The following is a 21,204-nucleotide window of genomic DNA, read 5'->3' on the forward strand; positions in this document are numbered from 1 at the left end:
TGCAAAGACAATCTCTGCCGCCTTGCGCGCAACAACACCTAGAGGACCTGCGATGACCCAATATGTGTACCGTTTCGGCGGCGGTGTTTCGGACGGCGGCAAGGGCGACAAGAACCTGCTCGGTGGCAAGGGCGCGAACCTCGCCGAGATGGCGTCGATCGGCCTGCCGGTGCCGCCGGGCTTCACGATCTCGACCGATTTCTGCGCGGTCTATTATGACGAGGGCGGCCAGTTCCCACAGGGCCTGCGCGACGAGGTCGCCACCGGCCTCGCGCATATCGAGGGTGTGACCGGCAAGGTGTTCGGCGACGCTGCCGACCCGCTGCTCGTTTCGGTCCGCTCGGGCGCCCGCGCCTCGATGCCGGGGATGATGGACACCGTCCTCAACCTCGGGCTCAACGACGAGACGGTCGAGGGCCTCGCCGCCAAGTCCGAGGACGCGCGCTTCGCCTGGGACAGCTATCGCCGCTTCATCCAGATGTATGCCGACGTCGTCCTCGAGCTCGATCACGGCGCGTTCGAGGAAGCGCTCGAGATCGCCAAGGAAGACCAGGGCTTCACGCTCGACACCGAGCTGAGCGCGGACGACCTGCGCGCGCTGGTGACCGAATATAAGGGCCTCGTTGAGAAGCTTTGGGGCAAGCCCTTCCCGCAGGACGTCCACGACCAGCTATGGGGCGCGGTCGGCGCGGTGTTCGGCTCGTGGCAGTCGGAGCGTGCAAAGGTCTACCGCCGGCTCAACGACATTCCTGCCAGCTGGGGCACCGCGGTCAACATCCAGGCGATGGTGTTCGGCAACATGGGCGACACGTCGGCGACCGGCGTCGCGTTCACGCGCGATCCGTCGAAGGGCGACCGCGCCTATTACGGCGAGTTCCTGATCAATGCGCAGGGCGAGGACGTCGTCGCGGGCATCCGCACCCCGCAATATCTGACCAAGGTCGCGCGCGAGGACGCCGGCGCCAAGGCCGCCTCGATGGAAGAGGCGATGCCCGAGGTGTACGGCCAGCTCGCGGGCGTGTTCGACACGCTCGAAAACCATTACCGCGACATGCAGGACATCGAGTTCACGGTCGAGAAGACCAAGCTCTGGATGCTCCAGACGCGCGCGGGCAAGCGGACCGCCAAGGCCGCGCTCAAGATCGCGGTCGACATGGCGAATGAGGGCCTGATCACGCGCGAGGAAGCGATCCTGCGCGTCGAGCCGATGGCGCTCGACCAGTTGCTCCACCCGACGCTCGATCCCAATGCCAAGCGCGACGTGCTGACCAAGGGGCTTCCCGCCTCACCGGGCGCGGCCTCGGGCGCGGTGGTGTTCGATGCGGATGCGGCGGAGAAGAAGGCTGCCGACGGCGTCGCGGTGATCCTCGTCCGGACCGAGACCTCGCCCGACGACATTCATGGGATGCACGCCGCGCGCGGCATCTTGACCGCACGCGGCGGGATGACCAGCCATGCGGCTGTCGTCGCGCGCGGCATGGGGCGCCCGTGCGTTTCGGGCGCGGGCACGCTGTCGATCGACACCAAGGCGAAGATCATGCGCTGCGGCGGCCGTGAGGTGAAGGAGGGCGACCTGCTCACGATCGACGGCAGCACCGGCGAGGTGATGATCGGCGCGGTTGCGACTGTGCAGCCCGAGCTGTCGGGTGATTTCGGCACGCTGATGACCTGGGCGGACGAGGTTCGTCGCCTCAAGGTCCGTGCCAATGCCGAGACGCCCGAGGATTGCCGCGTCGCGCGCGAGTTCGGCGCGGAAGGCGTCGGGCTGTGCCGCACCGAGCACATGTTCTTCGAGAGCAGCCGCATCACCAACGTCCGCCAGATGATCCTGGCGAGCGACGAGAAGGGCCGTCGCGCCGCGCTCGAGAAGCTGCTTCCAGAACAGCGCAAGGACTTCACCGAGATCCTCGAGGTGATGGCCGGGCTGCCGGTGACGATCCGTCTGCTCGATCCGCCGCTCCACGAATTCCTGCCGCACGAGGAGTCCGAATTCGCCGAAGTCGCGACCGCGGCGGGGATCGACGTCGACACGCTGAAGCGTCGCGCCGCCGAGTTGCACGAGTTCAACCCGATGCTCGGCCATCGCGGCTGCCGTCTCGGCGTGACCTATCCCGAGATCTACGAGATGCAGGCGCGTGCGATCTTCGAGGCGGCGGTCGACGTCGCGGAGAAGTCCGGCGCGGCACCCATCCCCGAGGTCATGATCCCGCTGGTGGCGACCCGCCGCGAGCTGGAGCTGATGAAGGCGGTCGTCGACAAGGCGGCGCAGGCGGTGTTCGCCGACAAGGGCCGGACGATCGAATATCTGGTCGGCACGATGATCGAGCTGCCCCGCGCCGCGCTGCGCGCAGGGGAAATCGCGGAAGTCGGCGAATTCTTCTCGTTCGGCACAAACGACCTGACGCAGACGACTCTGGGCGTCAGCCGCGACGATGCGGCGCGGTTCCTCGGCGCTTATGTCGAACAGGGCATCTATGCGAAGGACCCGTTCGTCAGCATCGACGTCGAGGGTGTGGGTGAGCTGATCGAGATTGCCGCAGAGCGTGGTCGCAAGACGCGTTCGGGCATCAAGCTCGGCATCTGCGGCGAGCATGGCGGTGATCCGGCGAGCATCGCGTTCTGCGAGAAAGTCGGGCTCGATTACGTGTCGGCGAGCCCGTACCGCGTGCCGATCGCGCGGCTCGCGGCGGCGCAGGCGGCGCTCGAAAAGAAGTAACGCCAACCCGAAACGTCACACCACCCCGGCGAAGGCCGGGGCCCAGGTGGAATGTCGAGAGTAACTAGGGACCGTCCACAGTTACCTAACATCCCCAACTGGGCCCCGGCCTCCGCCGGGGTAGTGCAAAAGACCCTGTTTCCCCGCGAAGGCGGGGATCCAAACTGGGCTTCCGCCTTCTCGGAAGAACAAGGTTTTGGGGGAACAACGCCTCCCGAACCCTCACCGACGTTGGTTGAAGTCGAACCAGCCGCGCTTGGTGCCGTCGGTCGCATAGCCCGGTCGGCCCGTTGCATAGCCGTCCGAATAGGCCACATCCCGGTCCCGCGAGACGGGCGCCGCCGTCGTCCGTGCGACGGGCGCTGCCACCGGTGCCGCCACCGGCGCTGCCGCTGCCGCCTTCACCAGCCGTGCATTCTCATGCTCGGCCTCGACCGCACGCTGTTCGGCGGCACTCGCGCGCAGGTCAGTCTCCTTGCGGGTCGCGCCATGCGCATCGCGCTCCGCAAGATAGCGCGCCTTCCACTTCTTGCCGCCGGGATGGCTGGCGAGGCCCAGCAGCCAGCCCGCGATCAGGACCAGCCCCAGTGCGGCGAACTGCGTCGGTGTGGAAAACAACGGCATCGTGAAAACCCTCCTGTTACGGGGGCTCAACGAACCGCTGCGGCTGGGGTTGCCTCAGCTCTTGAGCAACGCATCCGAGATCGAACAGGCCGCCGGCCCGAGGATGACGACGAACAGCACGGGCAGGATGAACAGGATCAGCGGCACGGTCATGATCGCCGGCAGCCGCGCGGCCTTTTCCTCGGCGCGCATCATCCGTTCGTTGCGAAACTCGTTCGACAGCACGCGCAGCGCGGAGGCGAGCGGCGTGCCGTATTTCTCGGTCTGGACCATCGTCGTGACGACGCCCTTCACCGCGTCGAGCTTCACACGGCCGGCGAGATTCTCGAACGCGCTGCGCCGGTCGGTCAGAAAGCCCAGTTCGATCGCGGTCAGCGTGAACTCCTCGCCCAGTTCGGGATAGGCGCGGCCGAGTTCGCGCGCCACGCGGTGGAACGCCGCATCGATCGTCAGCCCCGCCTCCGCACAGATCACCAGCAGGTCGAGCGCGTCGGGCAGGCCCTTGCGGATCGCATCGGTGCGCTTGGTGATCTTGTTGTCGAGATACAGGTCGGGGGCCTTGTAGCTGAGGATGAAGCTGACCGCGACGAGACCGTATTTCTTGAGCGGGCTCCATGTCGCGAAACCGTCCGTGCCATAGACCCAGATGACCATCGCGCCGCCGATCACGATCGGCAGGACGAGCCGGCCGAAGATCACCGCGGGCGCCCATTCCTTCGACCGGATCCCCGCCTGCGCCAGCTTGACCTGGACCGCCTTGACCTGGCTGTCCTGCAGGACCTTCATCGACGACAGCCAGCCGCGCATACGGTCCGCGGCATCATGGCGCTGCACGAGCTTGGCACGCCGCTTGGTCGACGCTGTGATGCCAGCTTTCAGCTGTTCACGACGATCGTTGAGCGCCTTGACCCGCTTGGCCATCGGATCGCTGACCGTGGTGGCGGCATAGATCGCCACCATCACCGCGAAGGCGGCGACGCCCGACAGGATCGTCGCGACCCACAGGACGTCGAATCCGAGCAGCATAGGTCCGGCGGTCTCACCCATCATCCTGCTCCTAAATCTCGAAGCTGATCATCTTGGACATGATGAACGACCCGATCGCCATCCAGCACAGCCCGCCCATGCCGATCACCATCAGCCGCTCGTCGATGAAGAACTTCTGCATGTACGTCCCGTTGATGAACCAGATCAGCCCGAACACGATGAACGGCAGCGCGCCGATGATATAGGCCGATGCCTTGGACTCGGACGACATCGCCTTGATCTTCAGCTTCATCTGCGCGCGCATCCGCAATACGTGGGCGAGGTTGGCGAGCGTCTCGGCCAGATTGCCGCCGGTCTCGCGCTGGATCGCGATGGTGATGACGAAGAACTGGAATTCGGGCGTGCCGAGCCGGTCCGCGGTCTCCTGCAGCGCGACGTCCATCGTCCGGCCGATCTTCATCTTGTCGCTGACCGATCGGAATTCCTCGCCGACCGGACCGTCGACCTCGGCGCCGACGACGCCGATCGTCTCGCTGATCGGCAGACCGGAGCGCAAGCCGCGCACCAGCAGCTCGATCGCGTCGGGAAACTTCTGCGTGAACTTGGCTACCCGGCGCTTGAGGACCTTGCCGACCACCAGATGCGGGATCCCGATGCCGACGAACAGGCCGACGAACAGCGCGAGGAAGATCGGCATGCCACGCACCAGCATCAGGAACGCAACGACCAGCGTCAGCCCCGCGGTCGCCATGCCATATTGGCCGACAGTCCAGTCCTTGCCGGTCATCGCCAGCCGCTTGGCAAGCTCGGCACGGTTGGGCAGGAACCGCCCGACCGCCAGATCCATCCGCGTGTCGCCTGCCATCGCGATCCGGCGCATCTGCGCCTCGGGCATGGCGACGCCGTCGCCGTGGCGCATGCGCAGCGACGCGACCCGGCGCGTCTGCGCGCGTCCCGCGGAGGGGCCGGCAAAGGCGTACAGCAGCAGGCCGAGCACGGTGCAGCCGCCCAGCGCGACCATGATGACGGGAAGGATGTCCATCGTCGCCTAGGCCCTCTGCGCCCGATCGGCGCGCATCCGCGACCCGTGCGGCGTCACGACTTGGTCGCCCGCTTGGCCATCAGCCCCTTCAGGTCGCTGAACTTGCCGAGCAGCGAGACGCCGCCCGACCGGCGGGGCGTCTTGGCGCTCGCAGCCTCCGTACCGGTGGCATCGACCGCGACCATCAGTTCGGTGACGAGCGCGACGATCGGCACGATCGTCTTCGACGTCTTGCCGGCCTCGACGATCGGCTTGCCAAGCTTGGCGGCCTGCGCCGCGAGCTTCTGGTCGAACACCACGACATGATCGATCCGGCGCTCGATCGAGCCCTCGAAATCCTTGCGGCTGATCTCGAGCTGGCCGCCGGCATGCATCCGGTTGGCGAGCACGAGCACCCGGGTCTTCGGCGCGTTGGACTTCATCCACGACAGCAGGCGGATCGTGTCGCGCGCCGCCGCCAGCGTCAGATCGGTGACGAGCACCGCGAGGTGGACCTCGCTGATCAGATGCGGATGCTGGACCAGCATGCCGCGCGGCAGGTCGACGATGGTGCAGTCGAACGCCGCACACATCTCCTCCTGCAGCTGGTAGAAGGCGGCGCCGTCGGTCATCAGCGGCGCGTTGATCGGCGCCTCCGCGCTCAGCACCGACAGCTTTTCCGACGCCTTGACCATCGCGCGCTCGATGAACAGCCCGTCGATCCGGCTCGGATTCTCGATCGCATCGGTCAGCCCGCGGCCCGGCTCGAGATCGAGCGACAGGGCGCCGGTGCCGAAATGCACGTCGAGATCGAGCAGCGCGGTCGCGCGCTGTTCCTTCTCCGCGATCAGCCAGGCGACCGACGTCGCGATCGTCGATGCGCCGACGCCGCCGCGCGTGCCGATGATCGCGATCGAGCATTGCGGCCGCGCGGGGGCATGTTCGACATGCTTGGGCGCGCTGAGCATCGCCTGCGCGTGGCCGAACGCCTCGCGCAGCATGTCGGGATGCAGCGGCTTGAGCAGATAGTCCTGGATCCCGCTGGCGACGAGATCGCGGTAGAGCCGGACATCGTTCACCTGGCCCGCCGCGATCACCACCGTGCCGGGCTCGCACACTTCGGCGAGTGCGTTGATGTCGTTGAGCGGATCGCCCGATTCGGCGAGATCGACGAACAGGATCTGCGGGCTCGCGGACACCGACAGCGACTGGATCGCGTTGCGCAGACCGCCCTTGCTGACCTTGTCGACCGACCAGCCGAGTTCGGCCGCGATCGGGCGCAGCGCCTCGGCGGTCGCCTCGTCGCAGACATAGGCGGCGAAGGGTTCGCGGTGCGCGATGCCAGCGGGCTTCCAGGGTGCGTTCATCACTTGCCCCCTGTGGTTTCGGACCGCAGCGCGTTGTTTGCGCCGGTCGGTACCGCGCGGCGATACACATCGATCGCCTTGAACGAGGAGGCCGGGTCATAGGTCTCGGCGTCGCCGGAACCGCGGACCAGATCCTCGGGCCGCGCGACCATCGCCGCGAGGTTGCGGTTCATCGCGCACCCATAGTTGGACGACGTATGGCTGGCGATGTCGATGCTCGCGTCGCGCGACCAGTCGGGGCAGCCGGGGACGTCGGCGCGCATCCGCGTGACGACGATCCGGATCGCGCCGGGGCTGACCGGCGCCTGCGTGACCGGGGTGTCGGGGGACAGCAACAGGCCATAGCCAGCGACGACGTCGGCGATCTCGGCGCGCGCCATCGGTGCTTCACCCGCAGGATCGTCGATCGCGACGCGGTCGCCATAGCCGACCCGCATCGTCGTCATCCATCCCGCCAGCCGCCGCGCCTCGCCCTGCGCCAGCGTGCCGCCGGCGGTCCCGAGGTCGAGCGCATAGTTGGCGCGGCTCACGACCGGCTGGTGGACCGATTCGAGACCGCGATTCTCGGTTCCCATACAGCCGCCGAGCAGCAGCGCGGATCCGAGCGATAGCAGCAGGATCGGGTGTTTCGTCATCGTGCGAAGTCCTTGAAACATGGCGCGGCGCGGGATCAGTTGGAGAAGCCGGGCATCGGTGCGGCGCCCTTGCTCGTCTTCGGCTTGGTGGCCGTCTTGATGGCCGGCTGCTGCGGGTCGCGGGTCGGCACCGGGCCGACCGGGGCGGCAGCGCCGATCGCGGGGTTCGCATAGCCCATCGGCGCGACGCTCGGCACCGGTCGGCGCCCGCCCGTCGTTCCGCCACCGAGATCGCCGAGCAGGACCCGGCCGGCATCGGTCGGTGCCTTGTAGCCGTCGGTGGGCAGCGCGATGTCCGCCGGGTTGTTGACCGGCTTGACCAGATAGGGGGTGATGATCACCACCAGCTCGGTCTCGTTGCGCTGGAAGCTGTTCGACCGGAACAGCGCGCCGATGATCGGCAGGCTCGCGAGCCCCGGCGTCTTGTCATAGGTGTTGTTGTGGTTGTTCGACAGCAGCCCGCTGATCATCATGCTCTGGCCCGAGCCGAGCTCGACCGTCGTCTCGGTCCGCCGCGTCGTCAGCCCCGGCACCCGCGTGCCGTTCAGCGTGACCGCGTTGGAGTAATCGAGCTGCGACACTTCGGGGCGCACGCGAAGCGAGATGCGACCGTCCGAGAGCACGGTCGGGGTGTAGGCGAGGCTGACGCCATATTGCTTATACTCGACCGACACCGTGCCCAGCGCCTGCGCGATCGGGATCGGCACTTCGCCGCCCGCGAGGAACGTTCCCGTTTCCCCCGACAGCGCGGTGAGGTTCGGGTTGGCGAGCGTGGAGACCTGTCCGGTCTGTTCGCCAAGATCGATCGCCGCGAGCAGGTCGAGCCCCAGCAGGCGCCCGGCCATCCCGATCGTTGAGCCGGTGGTGGATTTGGCGGGGAAGCCGAACAGCGTGTTGCCGGGCAGCGCGCCATTCGCGTCGATCGCCGTGCCGGGCACCCCGACGACTCCGGGGACCGTCGTGATCGTGCCCTGCCGCCCCTGCGCGATGTTGAACAGGAAATTGCCCGATCCGCGGCTGGTCAGGTTGACGCCGATCGTCTTGACGAAGCTGCGCGAAACCTCGGCGACGCGGACCTGCAGATTGACCTGGAGCGGCGTCGCGGTCTTGAGCCGCGACAGGACTTTGGTCGCATCGCCGACGAACGCCTGGACCAGCCGTTCTGCCTCCGCTGCATCCTCGGGCGCGGCGACCGTGCCGGTGAGCAGGACCAGCCCGTTCATCGGCGTCGCGACGACCTGCGCCTCTGGCATCGCCAGCCCGAGCATCTGCTGGATCGAATCGAGATTGTTGCCGACCCGGACGGTCGAGCTGTAGACGATCGCGCCGCCCTTGGCCGTCGCCGAGATCGTCGTCTCGCCGGTCTTCTTGCCGAAGATGTAGAGCTGGGTCGGCGAGCGGACCTGGACGTCGGCGATCGTGTCGTCGGCGACGAAGAGGTCGCTCATCGGCCGCGACAGCGTCACCAGCCGGCCTCGCCCGGTATTGACCTGAACCAGCCCGGCGGGAGCGGCCGAGACCTGCGCCTGCGCGATGGCCGGCGCGGAGGGCGCGGTACCTGCCGCGGCGAGCACCGCGGCGAACGACCAGCCGAGCGATGCCCGCATCCCTGTCAAGCTCGTACGCATCTTACTTTCCCCCCACCGGAACGATGGTCATGCTGTTGCCGCGTGCGACCCGGACGACCGGGCCCGACGCGATCGCGCCCGAAGGGGCTCCCGCCGGCGCGCCGCCGGGTACGCCAGCCGGCATCATCATCTGTGCCGAGCCGCCCGGACCGCCGGATGCGACCGCCTTGCCCGGCACGGTGCTGCGCTGGTAGCGCGACACGTCCGCGCCGGTGACGTAGCTGCTCGCACCCGACGAGGGCTGGCTCGCGAGACGCAGCAGCATCGCGCGCTCCGCCTTGGGATCCGAGCCTGCGGGCACGCTCACGCTGCCCGACGCGATCGCATCCTCGAGCTCGCCCGCATTGTCCGCGATCGAGCGGAGCGACAGCGACAGCGTGCCCACCGTCTGCGCGACTGCGATCTCCTCGGCCATCTTGGGCGTCGTCTCGACCGTGACCGTTGAGAAGGTGCTGACGACGGTCTTGCCGTCGTCGCCGACCTTGTTGTCGGTGCGCTGGTCGGTTGCGAGCACGCGCACATTGCGCATGATCGTCTCCGACACCTTCAGCGGATCACCGTCGCCGCCGCCCGCCACCGCCTGGGTCAGGACCAGATCGATCCGATCGCCCGGGAACACGAAGCCCGCGACCGAGGCCTGTTCCGAGACGGGGACGGTCACCGCGCGCATGCCGGGCCCGAGCGCGGCCGCCAGGAAGCCGCGGTCGCCGGGCTTGACCAGCGCGCCCTGCGTCACCGGCTGACCCGCGGTGATCATGTTGCGCACCACGGTGCCCTGCAGCGCCTTCAGGTCGGTCTTGTCCTTCAGGTAATAGGCGTTGTCGACGAGCTCCTTGGGCCAGGGCTGGAACTTCAATGCGGTCGCATCGAGGATCGTGCCGACCGGGAGCGCGCGGGTCGCGACCAGCACTTCCGGGCCGTCGATCACGGCGGGCTGCATCGCCACCGCGGTCGCCTGCGGGGCTGCGCTGCCCGCGATCAGCGTGCGGGCGAAGAAGGCCGTGACCGCCGCCACGATCAACGCCCCGACCAGCAATATGAGCTTGCGACTATCCATGACTCATCGTGCCTTTCGGGCGCCGTGTGATTGATCGAACATTAAGTATCTACCGCAGGGAGTTAAGGAGTGGTTCGTGAACCGCGACGAGCCCTGCAAAGGCGATCGCGATGCCGTAGGGCACCTCGATCGGGGTGCTTTCGACGCCCGAATCGGCACGCCGCGTGGCCAGCTTTCGGGCGATCAGCATCCCCGCGGTCAGCACGCCGCCCGCGATCGACATCACCATCAGCATCGCCATGAACGCGCCGAACGGCAGCCACAGCGACAACGCGACGATCAGCTTGACGTCGCCGCCGCCCATCAGCCCGAAATGAAACGCGATGCAGAACAGTGCGAAGACTGCCGCGGCGATGCCGATCTGGATTGCCATGTCGGGCCAGGGCGACAGGCCGTTGGCCCACCACCACAAGGGCGCGAGCAGCACGATCGCGGCGGTCTTCGCATTGGCGATCTCCCGCGTCCGCGCGTCCTCGATCGCAGCGAGGACAAGCAGCCCGGCGAGCAGAAAAAGTAGAATTGGAAGAGTAAACGTCGACCCCATGCACTACATTTAGCGGGTATGGCTTTCGAAAAAGTAACTGTGTCGCCGATGTTCGATTCTGATCCGACCTCCGGGCCCGCCTCCGGTCCGGCCCGTCCGCATGCCCGCACCACCGTCGCACCGATCGTGCCAGCCGCGAGTCGGCGCGCGATTCCCGGCGATGCCCGCGTCAGTCGCTGGGTCGCGCCCGACGGCTGGAGCCTGAGGCGGTTCGACTGGCCGGCACCGAACGCGCGCGGACGCTTTCTCTTCCAGGCCGGTCGCGGCGACAGTTTCGAGAAATATCTCGAGACGATCGCGCATCTGCGCAGCGTCGGCTGGTCGGTGACCTCGCTCGACTGGCGCGGGCAGGGCGGGTCGGGGCGGCTGTCCCCCGACCCCTATGTCGGCCATGTCGACGACTTCGCGACCTACGATGCCGATCTCGCCGGCTTCTGGCGGCAGTGGCGCGGCGAAGGCGATGGCGGCATCCCGACGGCGATCCTTGGCCATTCGATGGGTGGGCTGATGGTGATGCGCGCGCTGACGGCGGGGACGATCGATCCCGCGGCGGCGATCCTCGTCGCACCGATGCTGGGCCTTCGCTCTCCACTCGGCGCGCGGCTGAGCGGCCGGATCGCGCGCTACATGGCGCGGCGTGCGCCGATCCGCGCGGCCTGGCGCCAGAACGAACGGCCCGGGCCCGTCGCCTCGCGTCAGCGTCTGCTCACTCACGACGCCGACCGCTATCACGACGAACGCTGGTGGCACGAGGCGCAGCCCGACCTGCAGCTCGGTCCGCCGAGCTGGACCTGGCTGTCCGAAGCATTCGCCGGGTCCGCTGCGCTCGCCTGTGATCCGCGCGTCGAGACGATCGCTACGCCGGTGCTGATGCTGCTCGCGGATGCCGACAAGCTGGTCGATCCGCATGCGGCGGTCCGAATCGTCGAGCGGTTGCGCGACGCGCGGCTGGTGCGGTTCGGACCTGAATCGGCGCATGAGATCCTGCGCGAATCGGATGCTGTGCGTGACCGCGCGCTCGCCGCACTCGACGCGTTCCTGGATGACACGGTGCCGCGCCGATGAGCGTCTACGACGTCGCGATCGTCGGCGCGGGAATGGCCGGGGTCAGCCTCGCCGCGCTACTAGCGCCGCATGCGCGCGTACTGCTGCTCGAGGCGGAGGACATGCCGGGCTACCACGCGACGGGGCGGTCCGCGGCCTTCTGGTCGGAAACCTATGGTGGCCCCGACATCCAGCCGCTGACGACCGCATCGGGCCCGGTGCTCACGGCCGGCGGGCATCTCCAGCCGCTGGGCTCGCTTCATATCGGCCGTGCGCAGGACGCGCCCGCGATCGACCGGTTCCTCGCCGAATTCAGCGATAGCGACGTGCAGCTCGACCGGGTCGATCCGGCGGCGTTCCTTCCGGGGCTGCGCCCCGACTGGACGCTCGGCGTGCGCGAGCCGAGTTGCGCCTATATCGATGTCGCCGGGTTGCATGCGCACGACCTGGTGACCGCGCGGCGGGGCGGCGCCGATCTCGTCACTGGGGCCGCGCTGAACGCGGCGCGCCGCGACTCGGGGCAGTGGAGCATCGAGACGTCCGCGGGGACGTTTCGCGCCGCCGTGCTGGTCAATGCGGCGGGGGCCTGGGCCGATACCGTCGCGCAGCGCGCGGGCGTTGCACCAATCGGACTTCAGCCCTACCGGCGGACGATGGTCCAGCTGCGGACCGATCCCGCAGCCGCGGCGGGCATGCCGCATGTTGCCGACATTTCAGGCGGCTTCTATTTCAAGCCCGAGCCCGGCGGGCGGCTGTGGCTCAGTCCGCATGATGAGACGCCGACCGACCCCTGCGATGCCGCGCCCGAGGAGATCGACGTCGCGATCGCGATCGACCGGCTCGAACAGGCGGTCGACTGGCAGGTCACACAGGTCGAACGTCGCTGGGCAGGCCTGCGGACCTTCGCGCCCGACCGGCTGCCGGTTTACGGCTTCGACGCCGCCGAACCCGGCTTCTTCTGGTGCGCGGGGCAGGGCGGCTTCGGCATCCAGACCGCACCGGCGGCAGCGCGCCTTGCGGCCGCGTTGCTGCTCGGGACGCCGCCTGATCCTGCGGTGGCGGGGATCGATCCGCACCGCTATTCGCCCCGTCGTTTCTAACGCCGTTTCGTGTCAGCCTAGCGGCGGCCAGGCGTCATCGCCGCAATCGCGGCGTTGCTGGCCAGCGTGTCGGCGCGTTCGTTCTCGGGGTGGCCGGCATGGCCCTTGACCCATTGCCATTCGATCTTGTGCCGCGCGACCGCGGCGAGCAGCGCGTGCCACAGCTCGGCATTCTTCACCGGCTTCTTGTCCGCGGTCCTCCAGCCGTTGCGCTGCCAGCCCTTCACCCATTTGGTCAGGCCATCCATCACATATTTGCTGTCGGTGTACAGCGTCACCGCGCAGGGCCGGGTGAGGATGTTGAGCGCCTCGATCGCCGCGGTCATCTCCATCCGGTTGTTCGTCGTCTGCGGCTCGCCGCCCGACAATTCCTTCTCGTGCGCGCCCATCCGGATCACCGCGCCCCAGCCGCCCGGTCCCGGATTCCCCTTGCACGCGCCATCAGTATAGATCTCGACCTTGGTCATCGTTGTCGCGGTAGCGTCGTCGGTCATGCGAACAGGTCGTCCTTGAGATAGGCTTCGAGCCGCCGCCAATAGGCGAGCGGATCCTTGCGCGTCACCAGCGCATCGGCCGGCGTGTTGACCCAGTCCCAGGCGCGCGTCAGCAGGAAGCGCAGGCAGGCGCCCTGCGCGAGGATCGGCAGCGCGGCACGCTCCGCCTCGGACAGCGCGAACCGGCTTTCATAGCCCGCGATCAGCGCCGCGCCGATTGCGGGGTCGTAACGCTCGCCAGTCGGGTCGAATGCCCAGGCGCTGTGCATCACCGCCAGGTCATAGGCGCGGATGTCGGTGCAGGCGAAGTAGAAGTCGATCACCCCGGTCACACGGTCGCCGAGCATCAGCACATTGTCGGGGAACAGGTCCGTATGGATCGCCGCCACCGGCAGGTCGCGCGGCCACTGCGCGAGCACCCGCGCCAGCGCTGCCTCGATCCGCGCGAACAGCCCGGGCGCGATCGTGTCGATCCCCGCGCCGCACCGCTCGAGCAGCGGGCGCCAGGTGTCGGCACCCAGCGGGTTGGCGCGGGTCGGTGCAAAGTCCGCCAGCCCGGCATGGAGCTCGCCCATCGCCGCACCGGCCGCCCGCGCCTGTGCGGGGGTCGGGTGCGACACCGACACGCCGGTCAGGAATTCGATCAGACAGGCCGAGCGCCCGGCGAGTTGCTGGATCGCAAGACCGTCGCGATCGGGCAGCGCGCGCGGCACCGGATTGCCCGCCGCGGCCAGATGATCGAGCATAGCGAGGAAGAAGGGCAGGTCATCGGTCGACGTCCATTCCTCGTACAGCGTCAGGATGAACCGGTCCGCGGTGGTCTCGACGAGGTAGTTGCTGTTCTGCACCCCCTCGGCGATCCCCTTGGCAGAGACCAGCGCGCCCTGGTCGTACCGCGCGAGGAACGTTCCGAGCGCCTCGGCCGAGACCTGCGTATAGACCGCCATGCTAGGCGGCGGCTTCGAGCCCGCGGGGCAGCTTGAAGGCGATCGTCTCGCGCGTCGTCTCGACCTCGCGCTCGGACACCTCGAACCGCTCGGCGAGGCGCGTGACGAGTTCGCGGACGAGCAGCTCGGGCGCGGACGCGCCTGCGGTGATGCCGAGCGTGCCGACTCCGGCGAGAAAGTCCCAGTCGAGTTCGCTGGCGCGCTGGATCAGCATCGCCGGCGTGCCCTCGCGCTGCGCGACTTCGACCAGCCGCACCGAATTGGACGAATTGGGCGCGCCGATCACCAGCATCGCGTCACACCCATGCGCGATCGCCTTGACCGCAGCCTGGCGGTTCGAGGTCGCGTAGCAGATGTCCTCGCCACGCGGCGGCAGCATCTCGGGGAAGCGTCGCTGCAGCGTCGCGACGACCGCCGCGGTGTCGTCGACCGACAACGTAGTCTGCGTCAGGAAGGCGAGATTGGCGGGGTCGACCGGCGCGAAGACTTCCGCATCCTCGACGGTTTCGATCAGCGACATCGCGCCCTCAGGCACCTGGCCGAAGGTGCCGATGACCTCGGGATGGCCGGCATGGCCGATGAACACGATGTGCCGCCCCTGCGCGACCAGCCGCTCGGCCTGGCGGTGGACCTTCGAGACCAGCGGGCAGGTCGCATCGAGATATTCGAGCCCGCGTGCCTGCGCGTCGAGCGGCACCGACTTGGGGACGCCGTGCGCGGAGAACACCACCGGTGCATCGTCGGGCACCTCGCTCAGATCCTCGACGAACACCGCGCCCTGCGCCTTCAGCGTGTCGACGACGAATTTGTTGTGGACGATCTCGTGACGGACATAGACCGGCGCGCCGTGCTTCTCGATCGCCAGCTCGACGATGCGGATCGCGCGGTCGACGCCGGCGCAGAAGCCGCGCGGCGCCGCGATCAGCAGTTCGAGCGCGGGTTTGTCGCCGCGCACGGCCGGCTCTGCGAGCGTGGTTGCGGGGGTTGCGATGGGCTCTGGGGGGATGCTCATAGTCGTCGGGCTCTACGCGATTGCTTGCCTGGACGAAAGCCGGTTCCTATGGTGCGCGGTGACAGGGGCCGGTGCGGTTGCGCAGGCCCTTTCGCTCGTTCGAGAAGGTACGCGTCCCCGTGAAAGCCCCCATCCTTGCCGCTTCGATCCTCGCGCTCGCCCTGGGCGGTTGCGCTTCCAAGGGAGAGATCGACGCGACCGGCGGCATCTCCGCGATCCGCACCGCGTGCCCGACCGTCGCGGTGCCGGCCGCGACCGGGGACATCACCGTGTTCGACCCCGTCACCAGCCGAGACCAGTCGGCGATCGACGTCACCGCGCTGATGACCAATGTCCGTTCGACCTGCGTCGACGCGAACGACCCGATCCTGACGAACGTGACGTTCACCGTTCAGGCGCGGCGTGCGCGGGCCGATGCGGCGCGCGACGTCGTGCTGCCCTATTTCGTGACCGTGGTGCGCGGCGGCAGCGCGGTCGTCGCCAAGCGCGTCGGCCGTGTGACGCTGCACTTCGACGCAGGCCAACTGCGGGCGGAGGCGAATGCGCAGGGTACGGCAACGATCACGCGTGCGGCGGCAACGCTGTCGGCGGACGTGCGCGAGAAGCTGACCCGCAAGCGCAAGGCGGGCGACGAGGATGCGGCGGTCGATCCGCTGAGCACGCCCGAGGTGCGGCAGGCGGTACTGCGTGCCAGCTTCGAGACGCTGGTGGGCTTCCAGCTGACCGCGGAGCAGCTGAAGTACAACGCGACCCGCTGAGTCGCCTTCTGAAACCGGGGCGGGCATCCGGTGATGGGGTGACAACCTTCCATGTCATCCCAGCGCAGGCGGGGATCCATATTGGCGACCGCCGATGATGGAGCGTTGACGGTATAGCATATGGGTCCCCGCCTCCGCGGGGATGACGGCGGGTACGGGCGTCGTTCGGCTCGCAACTTGGCGTCAGTCACGAATTTCACGTCTCGCAGGGGCCCGATCGACCAAGCCCGATTGACTAAGATTGTGCGGCGCGGCACAGCTTGACGCGTCGATGCCGGGCAACCGGCATGGCACCGCGCGGGAGAGCGTTTCCTGGTCCTTTGAGGATCGGCCCTGAAAGGGGCAGGGGGCCGCCGAAGGAGCAACCACCCCGGAATCTCTCAGGCACCAGAGACCGCGCGGGGCTGATCGACACTCTGGAAAGCGTCCTGGCTCCGTGCCGAGGGCCACCGAAGGGGTAAGCCGCCAATCAGGCGGTGAAAGCTCTCAGGTTCCGTGACAGAGGGGGTCGGATCGCAGCACCACAGGGTGCCGCGCGCCCCTTCGACGGAGACCGACATGAGCGACGCCGACATTCGAGACTATGCGAGCATCATCGACGAGGCCGACGATTACGTCGAGCCCGAGGTGCTGCCATTGCCGCTCGACGCGTGGCACCGCGCGAACGGCGCACGGATGGTCGAATTCGCCGGCTATCAGATGCCGATCCAGTATGACGGCATCATGGCCGAACACGCCTGGACGCGTGAATCGGCCGGCCTGTTCGACGTCAGCCACATGGGCCAGCTCGTCTTCTCGGGCGAAGGCGTCGCGAGCGCGCTCGAAACCGTGCTGCCGGGCGACATCGCAGGGCTTGGCGAGGGCAAGATGCGCTATTCGCTGCTGCTCGCGCAGGATGGCGGCATCCTCGACGACCTGATGGCGACGCGCCTGCCCGACGATCAGCCCTCGCCCTTCTCGGCGCAGGACGTCGAGCCCGAGGCGTACGACCCGCTGCACCCGTCGCCGACCGCGAGCGGCAGCTTCTACGTCGTCGTCAACGGCGCGACCAAGTACGATGATGTCAGCTATCTGATCGAGCATCTGCCCGACGACGTCACGATCAACATCCTCGAGGACCAGGCGCTGCTCGCGGTACAGGGCCCCAAGGCGGTTGACGCGGTCGCGCGGATCGTCCCCGGCATCGACAGCCTCGTGTTCATGACCGCGGGCGCGTTCCACTGGAACGACGTACCGCTCTGGATCAGCCGATCGGGCTATACCGGTGAGGACGGCGTCGAGATCTCGATCCCCGCCGAGCATGCCGTCGCGTTCGCCGACGCGCTGCTCGCACTGCCCGAGATCAAGCCGATCGGCCTTGGCGCACGCGATTCGCTGCGCCTCGAAGCCGGTTTGCCGCTCTACGGCCACGATCTCGATCCCGAGACCACGCCGGTCATGGCGGACCTTGGTTTCGCGCTGTCGAAGCGCCGCCGTGAGGCTGCCGACTTCCCCGGCGCCCAACGTATCCTCTCGCAGCGCGAGAATGGCCCCGCCACCAAGCGCGTCGGCCTGATCGTCGAGGGCCGCCAGCCCGCGCGCGAGGGGTCCGAGGTGATCGACGACACCGGCGCGACGATCGGCCGCCTCACCAGCGGCGGCTTCGCACCGACGCTCGGGAAGCCGATCGCGATGGCCTATGTGCCGCTCGCGCTGGCGACGCCGGGCACCCGCATCGAGATCGCACAGCGCGGCAAGGTCCATAGCGCGACCGTCACCGCGATGCCCTTCATTCCCCACCGCTACGTCCGCGCAGGAGCCAAGTGATATGAGCCGTTATTTTACGCAGGATCATGAGTGGGTCGATGTCGACGGTGACGTCGGCACGGTCGGCATCAGCGAATATGCGCAGAGCCAGCTCGGCGACGTCGTGTTCGTCGAGGTTCCCGAGGCCGGCAAGCAGCTGACCAAGGGCGCCGATGCCGCAGTCGTCGAATCGGTCAAGGCCGCGTCGGACGTCTATTCGCCGGTGTCGGGCATTGTCATCGAGGGCAACGCCGCGCTCGCCGACGATTCGAGCCTGGTGAATTCGGACGCCGAAGCCGCCGGCTGGTTCTTCAAGCTGACGCTCAGCGATCCCGCCGAACTCGACAGCCTGATGGACGAAGCTGCCTATGCGGCGTTCGTCGAAGGGCTTTAATTCGTCAAAGCCCCTCCCCTTCAGGGGAGGGGTTGGGGTGGGGCAGTGCGACAGACGCGCCGCCTGTGGAAACGCCCCACCCCCAACCCCTCCCCTGAAGGGGAGGGGCAAGGAGAGTTCCATGCGCTACCTTCCCCTGACCCAGCCCGACCGCGAGGCGATGCTCGCCGTCATCGGTGCCGCGACGATCGACGACCTCTTCGTCGACGTGCCCGAAGCCGCCCGCCTCGACGGCCCCGTCCGCGACCTGCCGATGCATGCCTCCGAAATGGCAGTCGAACGCCATATGTCGGCGCTCGCCAAGAAGAATCTCACCGCGGGGGAAGCCCCGTTCTTCCTCGGCTGCGGCGCGTACAAGCATCATGTTCCCGCCAGCGTCGATCACCTGATCCAGCGCGGTGAGTTCCTGACCGCCTACACGCCCTACCAGCCCGAGATCGCGCAGGGCACGCTGCAGATGCTGTTCGAGTTTCAGACGCAGGTCGCGCGGCTGCTCGGCACCGACGTCGCCAATGCGTCGATGTACGACGGCTCGACCGCGTGCTGGGAAGCGATCGTGATGGCGCGTCGCATCACCAAGCGCGGCAAGGCGATCCTTTCGGCGGGCCTGCACCCGCATTACGTCTCGGTGTCGAACACGATGGCCAAGTTCACCGGCGACGTGCTCGATACGACCGACCCGCGGCTGGTGCCCGAGATGGACATCAACCGGCTGATCGCGAAGATCGACGACGACACGTCGTGCGTGGTCGTCCAGTATCCCGACATCCTCGGCCGCATCGCCGATCTGCGTCCGCTCGCGGATGCGTGCCATGCCAAGAAGGCGCTGCTGATCGCCGTCGTCACCGAGCCCGTCGCGCTCGGCGCGATCACCTCGCCCGGCGAGATGGACGCGGACATCGTCGTCGGCGAAGGCCAGTCGCTTGGCGTCGGCCTCCAGTTCGGCGGGCCCTATGTCGGGCTGTTCGGGTGCAAGGACAAATATGTCCGCCAGATGCCCGGCCGGCTTTGCGGCGAAACCGTCGATGCCGATGGCCGACGCGGCTTCGTACTGACGCTGTCGACGCGCGAGCAGCATATCCGCCGTGAAAAGGCGACGTCGAACATCTGCACCAACTCGGGGCTCTGCGCGCTGGCCTTCTCGATCCACATGACTCTGCTGGGTGAGGCGGGCCTCCGCCAGCTTGCCGAGGTGAACCATGCCGGCGCCGTGGCCGCGGCCGAGCGCCTGTCGCAGATCCCCGGCGTCGAACTGATCAACGACAGCTTCTTTAACGAATTCACGCTGAAGCTGCCGGTCGAGGCGCGTCCCGTCGTCCGCACGCTCGCCGATCGCGGCATACTTGCGGGCGTCTCGCTCGGGCGCCTCTATCCCGGCAAGGACGATCTCGCGAACGGCCTCGTCGTTGCCGTGACCGAAACGACCACCGCGGAGGACGTCGAAACGCTTGCGTCCGCACTCCAGGAGATACTGGCATGAGCATCAACCAGAGCGGCTGGCGCCCGACCGCGCCCGAGCAGGGCAAGGGCAACGTCCCCGCCAGCGTCACCGGCAATAAGGCGCTGATGCTGGAGGAAGCGCTGATCTTCGAGATCGGCGACAGCCACACCACCGGCGTCGACTTCGCGACCGCGCCCGCACGTGCGACGACCAGCAAGCTCGGCGCGCTGGCACGCAAGGCCCCGATCGGCCTCCCCGGTCTTTCGGAGCCCGAGACCGTCCGCCACTACACGCGCCTGTCGCGCCAGAATTACGGCATCGATCTCGGCTTCTTCCCGCTCGGCAGTTGCACGATGAAGCACAACCCGCGCCTCAACGAGAAGATGGCGCGGCTGCCCGGTTTCTCCGACGTCCACCCGCTCCAGCCGGTCGATACCGTGCAGGGCGCGCTCGAGGTCATCCACCAGCTCGCGCACTGGCTCGTCACGCTCACCGGCATGACCAGCGTCGCGATGAGCCCCAAGGCGGGCGCGCATGGCGAGCTGTGCGGGATCCTCGCGATCCGCGCCGCGCTCGAAGCCAAGGGTGAGGGGCACCGTAAGGTCATCCTCGTCCCCGAGAGCGCGCACGGTACCAATCCTGCCACAGCGGCATTCGCGGGCTATGGCGTCGAGGATATCCCCGCCACCGCCGAAGGCCGCGTCGACACCGCCGCGCTGAAGGCTCGGCTCGGCCCCGACGTCGCGGGCGTGATGATCACCAACCCCAACACCTGCGGGCTGTTCGAGCGCGACATGCGCGAGATTTCGGACGCGGTGCATGCGGCCGGCGGCTTCGTCTATTGTGACGGCGCGAACTTCAACGCGATCGTCGGTCGCGTCCGCCCAGGCGATCTCGGCATCGACGCGATGCACATCAACCTGCACAAGACCTTCTCGACCCCGCATGGCGGCGGCGGTCCGGGTTCGGGTCCGGTGGTGTTCTCGGCGGCGCTCACGCCCTACGCCCCGCTGCCGTTCGTCGAAAAGCAGGATGGGCAATTCGTCCTCGTCGAGGAAGAAACCGCGGGCGAGCATCATGCCGGCAGCTTCGGCCGCATGGTCGCGTTCCACGGCCAGATGGGCATGTTCACGCGCGCGCTGACCTACATCCTGAGCCACGGCGCGGATGGCCTGCGCCAGGTGTCCGAGGATGCGGTGCTCAACGCGAACTACATCCTGCGCAGCCTCGACGAGACGCTCGACGCGCCGTTCGGCCCGTCGGGTCCGTGCATGCACGAGGCGCTGTTCTCCGACTCGGGGCTCGCCGAGGGCTTCTCGACGATCGACGTCGCCAAGGGGCTGATCGACGAGGGCTTCCACCCGATGACGATGTACTTCCCGCTCGTCGTCCACGGCGCGATGCTGGTCGAGCCGACCGAAACCGAATCGAAGGCGGCGCTCGACCAGTTTATCGCCGCGCTCCGTTCGGTGGCCGAACGCGCCAAGGCGGGCGACCCCAGCCTCAAGACCGCCCCCCACTTCGCCCCCCGCGCGCGCCTCGACGAGACGCTCGCGGCGCGCAAACCCGTACTGGTCTGGAAGGATCCGGCCCCGCTCGCGCAGGCGGCGGAGTAACCGTCCGAACCAGCAACGCTCCGGCCCCCCGGAG

Annotated in this window: 19 protein-coding genes and 1 riboswitch; of the genes, 8 read left to right on the forward strand and 11 right to left on the reverse strand. The window is 67.9% G+C overall.

Annotated features, from left to right (window positions below; genetic code table 11):
- Nucleotides 1-52: 52 nt before the first annotated feature.
- On the forward strand, nucleotides 53-2,716 hold the full coding sequence (ppdK, locus tag J3A66_RS14930) for a pyruvate, phosphate dikinase (protein ID WP_209569735.1): 2,664 nt from the start codon (nucleotides 53-55) through the stop codon (nucleotides 2,714-2,716).
- 222 nt (nucleotides 2,717-2,938) lie between these two features.
- On the opposite strand, the gene J3A66_RS14935 is transcribed toward ppdK, so the two are convergent.
- Genes J3A66_RS14935 through J3A66_RS14970 form a run of 8 tightly spaced genes read right to left on the reverse strand, consistent with a single transcriptional unit; the run spans nucleotide 2,939 to nucleotide 10,579 of the window.
- The gene (locus tag J3A66_RS14935; RefSeq protein ID WP_208403456.1) at nucleotides 2,939-3,340 is read right to left on the reverse strand and encodes a hypothetical protein; all 402 of its coding nucleotides are present in this window, start codon (nucleotides 3,338-3,340) and stop codon (nucleotides 2,939-2,941) included.
- A gap of 54 nt (nucleotides 3,341-3,394) precedes the next feature.
- A complete protein-coding gene (locus tag J3A66_RS14940) occupies nucleotides 3,395-4,390 on the reverse strand; it encodes a type II secretion system F family protein (RefSeq protein WP_166746147.1) in 996 nt (331 codons plus the stop codon).
- 7 nt (nucleotides 4,391-4,397) lie between these two features.
- Nucleotides 4,398-5,369, reverse strand: coding sequence for a type II secretion system F family protein (locus J3A66_RS14945; RefSeq protein ID WP_107930045.1), 972 nt, complete (start codon nucleotides 5,367-5,369; stop codon nucleotides 4,398-4,400).
- A gap of 53 nt (nucleotides 5,370-5,422) precedes the next feature.
- Nucleotides 5,423-6,715, reverse strand: a complete 1,293-nt coding sequence (locus J3A66_RS14950) for a pilus assembly protein CpaE (protein WP_209569737.1) — start codon at nucleotides 6,713-6,715, stop codon at nucleotides 5,423-5,425.
- Nucleotides 6,715-7,350 carry a CpaD family pilus assembly protein gene (locus J3A66_RS14955; RefSeq protein WP_056406075.1) on the reverse strand — a complete coding sequence of 212 codons (636 nt, stop codon included), beginning with the start codon at nucleotides 7,348-7,350 and terminating at the stop codon, nucleotides 6,715-6,717. Before J3A66_RS14955 ends, J3A66_RS14950 begins: the two co-directional genes overlap by 1 nt.
- A gap of 35 nt (nucleotides 7,351-7,385) precedes the next feature.
- Nucleotides 7,386-8,978 (reverse strand): type II and III secretion system protein family protein, encoded by a 1,593-nt coding sequence (locus J3A66_RS14960; RefSeq protein ID WP_245336834.1) that lies wholly within the window; start codon nucleotides 8,976-8,978, stop codon nucleotides 7,386-7,388.
- 1 nt (nucleotide 8,979) lies between these two features.
- The gene (gene cpaB / locus J3A66_RS14965) at nucleotides 8,980-10,035 is read right to left on the reverse strand and encodes a Flp pilus assembly protein CpaB (protein WP_031441592.1); all 1,056 of its coding nucleotides are present in this window, start codon (nucleotides 10,033-10,035) and stop codon (nucleotides 8,980-8,982) included.
- Between the two features lie 49 nt (nucleotides 10,036-10,084).
- Nucleotides 10,085-10,579, reverse strand: a complete 495-nt coding sequence (locus tag J3A66_RS14970; protein WP_209569739.1) for a prepilin peptidase — start codon at nucleotides 10,577-10,579, stop codon at nucleotides 10,085-10,087.
- 48 nt (nucleotides 10,580-10,627) lie between these two features.
- Between J3A66_RS14970 and J3A66_RS14975 the strand changes: the two genes are divergently transcribed.
- Both J3A66_RS14975 and J3A66_RS14980 read left to right on the forward strand, forming a co-directional pair.
- Nucleotides 10,628-11,644: an alpha/beta hydrolase gene (locus J3A66_RS14975; protein ID WP_209569740.1), complete on the forward strand. Its 1,017-nt coding sequence runs from the start codon at nucleotides 10,628-10,630 to the stop codon at nucleotides 11,642-11,644.
- The gene (locus tag J3A66_RS14980) at nucleotides 11,641-12,723 is read left to right on the forward strand and encodes an FAD-binding oxidoreductase (protein WP_209569743.1); all 1,083 of its coding nucleotides are present in this window, start codon (nucleotides 11,641-11,643) and stop codon (nucleotides 12,721-12,723) included. Before J3A66_RS14975 ends, J3A66_RS14980 begins: the two co-directional genes overlap by 4 nt.
- Before the next feature lie 17 nt (nucleotides 12,724-12,740).
- Here the strand turns inward: J3A66_RS14980 and rnhA are convergent, their stop codons facing one another.
- The 3 genes from rnhA to ispH are packed head-to-tail and all read right to left on the reverse strand — an operon-like array spanning nucleotide 12,741 to nucleotide 15,176.
- Complete coding sequence (gene rnhA, locus J3A66_RS14985) at nucleotides 12,741-13,217, reverse strand: ribonuclease HI (RefSeq protein WP_052149195.1); 477 nt, start codon at nucleotides 13,215-13,217, stop codon at nucleotides 12,741-12,743.
- The gene (gene thrB, locus J3A66_RS14990) at nucleotides 13,214-14,164 is read right to left on the reverse strand and encodes a homoserine kinase (RefSeq protein WP_209569744.1); all 951 of its coding nucleotides are present in this window, start codon (nucleotides 14,162-14,164) and stop codon (nucleotides 13,214-13,216) included. Before thrB ends, rnhA begins: the two co-directional genes overlap by 4 nt.
- A gap of 1 nt (nucleotide 14,165) precedes the next feature.
- A complete protein-coding gene (gene ispH / locus J3A66_RS14995) occupies nucleotides 14,166-15,176 on the reverse strand; it encodes a 4-hydroxy-3-methylbut-2-enyl diphosphate reductase (protein WP_209569747.1) in 1,011 nt (336 codons plus the stop codon).
- 119 nt (nucleotides 15,177-15,295) lie between these two features.
- Here ispH and J3A66_RS15000 point away from each other — a divergent pair, with 119 nt between their 5' ends.
- The 5 genes from J3A66_RS15000 to gcvPB all read left to right on the forward strand — a co-directional run bounded on the left by J3A66_RS15000 (nucleotide 15,296) and on the right by gcvPB (nucleotide 21,170).
- The gene (locus J3A66_RS15000) at nucleotides 15,296-15,934 is read left to right on the forward strand and encodes a hypothetical protein (protein WP_334008847.1); all 639 of its coding nucleotides are present in this window, start codon (nucleotides 15,296-15,298) and stop codon (nucleotides 15,932-15,934) included.
- 288 nt (nucleotides 15,935-16,222) lie between these two features.
- Nucleotides 16,223-16,341: riboswitch (glycine riboswitch) on the forward strand.
- 151 nt (nucleotides 16,342-16,492) lie between these two features.
- A complete protein-coding gene (gcvT, locus tag J3A66_RS15005; protein ID WP_082446741.1) occupies nucleotides 16,493-17,740 on the forward strand; it encodes a glycine cleavage system aminomethyltransferase GcvT in 1,248 nt (415 codons plus the stop codon).
- 1 nt (nucleotide 17,741) lies between these two features.
- Nucleotides 17,742-18,113 (forward strand): glycine cleavage system protein GcvH, encoded by a 372-nt coding sequence (gene gcvH / locus J3A66_RS15010; protein ID WP_209569749.1) that lies wholly within the window; start codon nucleotides 17,742-17,744, stop codon nucleotides 18,111-18,113.
- Nucleotides 18,114-18,234: 121 nt separating this feature from the next.
- Nucleotides 18,235-19,593 (forward strand): aminomethyl-transferring glycine dehydrogenase subunit GcvPA, encoded by a 1,359-nt coding sequence (gene gcvPA / locus J3A66_RS15015; protein ID WP_209569750.1) that lies wholly within the window; start codon nucleotides 18,235-18,237, stop codon nucleotides 19,591-19,593.
- Nucleotides 19,590-21,170 carry an aminomethyl-transferring glycine dehydrogenase subunit GcvPB gene (gcvPB, locus tag J3A66_RS15020; protein WP_209569752.1) on the forward strand — a complete coding sequence of 527 codons (1,581 nt, stop codon included), beginning with the start codon at nucleotides 19,590-19,592 and terminating at the stop codon, nucleotides 21,168-21,170. The genes gcvPA and gcvPB overlap by 4 nt, the downstream gene beginning before the upstream one ends.
- Nucleotides 21,171-21,204 lie beyond the last annotated feature (34 nt).

It is taken from the genome of Sphingomonas sp. PvP018 (assembly GCF_017876865.1).
GTDB lineage: Bacteria > Pseudomonadota > Alphaproteobacteria > Sphingomonadales > Sphingomonadaceae > Sphingomonas > Sphingomonas aerolata.

Coding starts and splice junctions, on each gene's coding strand:
- J3A66_RS14980 (WP_209569743.1), top strand. CDS start 11,641: ATGAGCGTCTACGACGTCGCGATCGTCGGCGCGGGAATGGCCGGGGTC.
- J3A66_RS14935 (WP_208403456.1), bottom strand. CDS start 3,340: ATGCCGTTGTTTTCCACACCGACGCAGTTCGCCGCACTGGGGCTGGTC.
- J3A66_RS14945 (WP_107930045.1), bottom strand. CDS start 5,369: ATGGACATCCTTCCCGTCATCATGGTCGCGCTGGGCGGCTGCACCGTG.
- ispH (WP_209569747.1), bottom strand. CDS start 15,176: ATGAGCATCCCCCCAGAGCCCATCGCAACCCCCGCAACCACGCTCGCA.
- cpaB (WP_031441592.1), bottom strand. CDS start 10,035: ATGGATAGTCGCAAGCTCATATTGCTGGTCGGGGCGTTGATCGTGGCG.
- gcvPB (WP_209569752.1), top strand. CDS start 19,590: ATGAGCATCAACCAGAGCGGCTGGCGCCCGACCGCGCCCGAGCAGGGC.
- gcvPA (WP_209569750.1), top strand. CDS start 18,235: ATGCGCTACCTTCCCCTGACCCAGCCCGACCGCGAGGCGATGCTCGCC.
- rnhA (WP_052149195.1), bottom strand. CDS start 13,217: ATGACCGACGACGCTACCGCGACAACGATGACCAAGGTCGAGATCTAT.
- J3A66_RS14960 (WP_245336834.1), bottom strand. CDS start 8,978: ATGCGTACGAGCTTGACAGGGATGCGGGCATCGCTCGGCTGGTCGTTC.
- J3A66_RS14975 (WP_209569740.1), top strand. CDS start 10,628: ATGTTCGATTCTGATCCGACCTCCGGGCCCGCCTCCGGTCCGGCCCGT.
- thrB (WP_209569744.1), bottom strand. CDS start 14,164: ATGGCGGTCTATACGCAGGTCTCGGCCGAGGCGCTCGGAACGTTCCTC.
- J3A66_RS14955 (WP_056406075.1), bottom strand. CDS start 7,350: ATGACGAAACACCCGATCCTGCTGCTATCGCTCGGATCCGCGCTGCTG.
- gcvH (WP_209569749.1), top strand. CDS start 17,742: ATGAGCCGTTATTTTACGCAGGATCATGAGTGGGTCGATGTCGACGGT.
- J3A66_RS14950 (WP_209569737.1), bottom strand. CDS start 6,715: ATGAACGCACCCTGGAAGCCCGCTGGCATCGCGCACCGCGAACCCTTC.
- gcvT (WP_082446741.1), top strand. CDS start 16,493: ATGAGCGACGCCGACATTCGAGACTATGCGAGCATCATCGACGAGGCC.
- ppdK (WP_209569735.1), top strand. CDS start 53: ATGACCCAATATGTGTACCGTTTCGGCGGCGGTGTTTCGGACGGCGGC.
- J3A66_RS14940 (WP_166746147.1), bottom strand. CDS start 4,390: ATGATGGGTGAGACCGCCGGACCTATGCTGCTCGGATTCGACGTCCTG.
- J3A66_RS14970 (WP_209569739.1), bottom strand. CDS start 10,579: ATGGGGTCGACGTTTACTCTTCCAATTCTACTTTTTCTGCTCGCCGGG.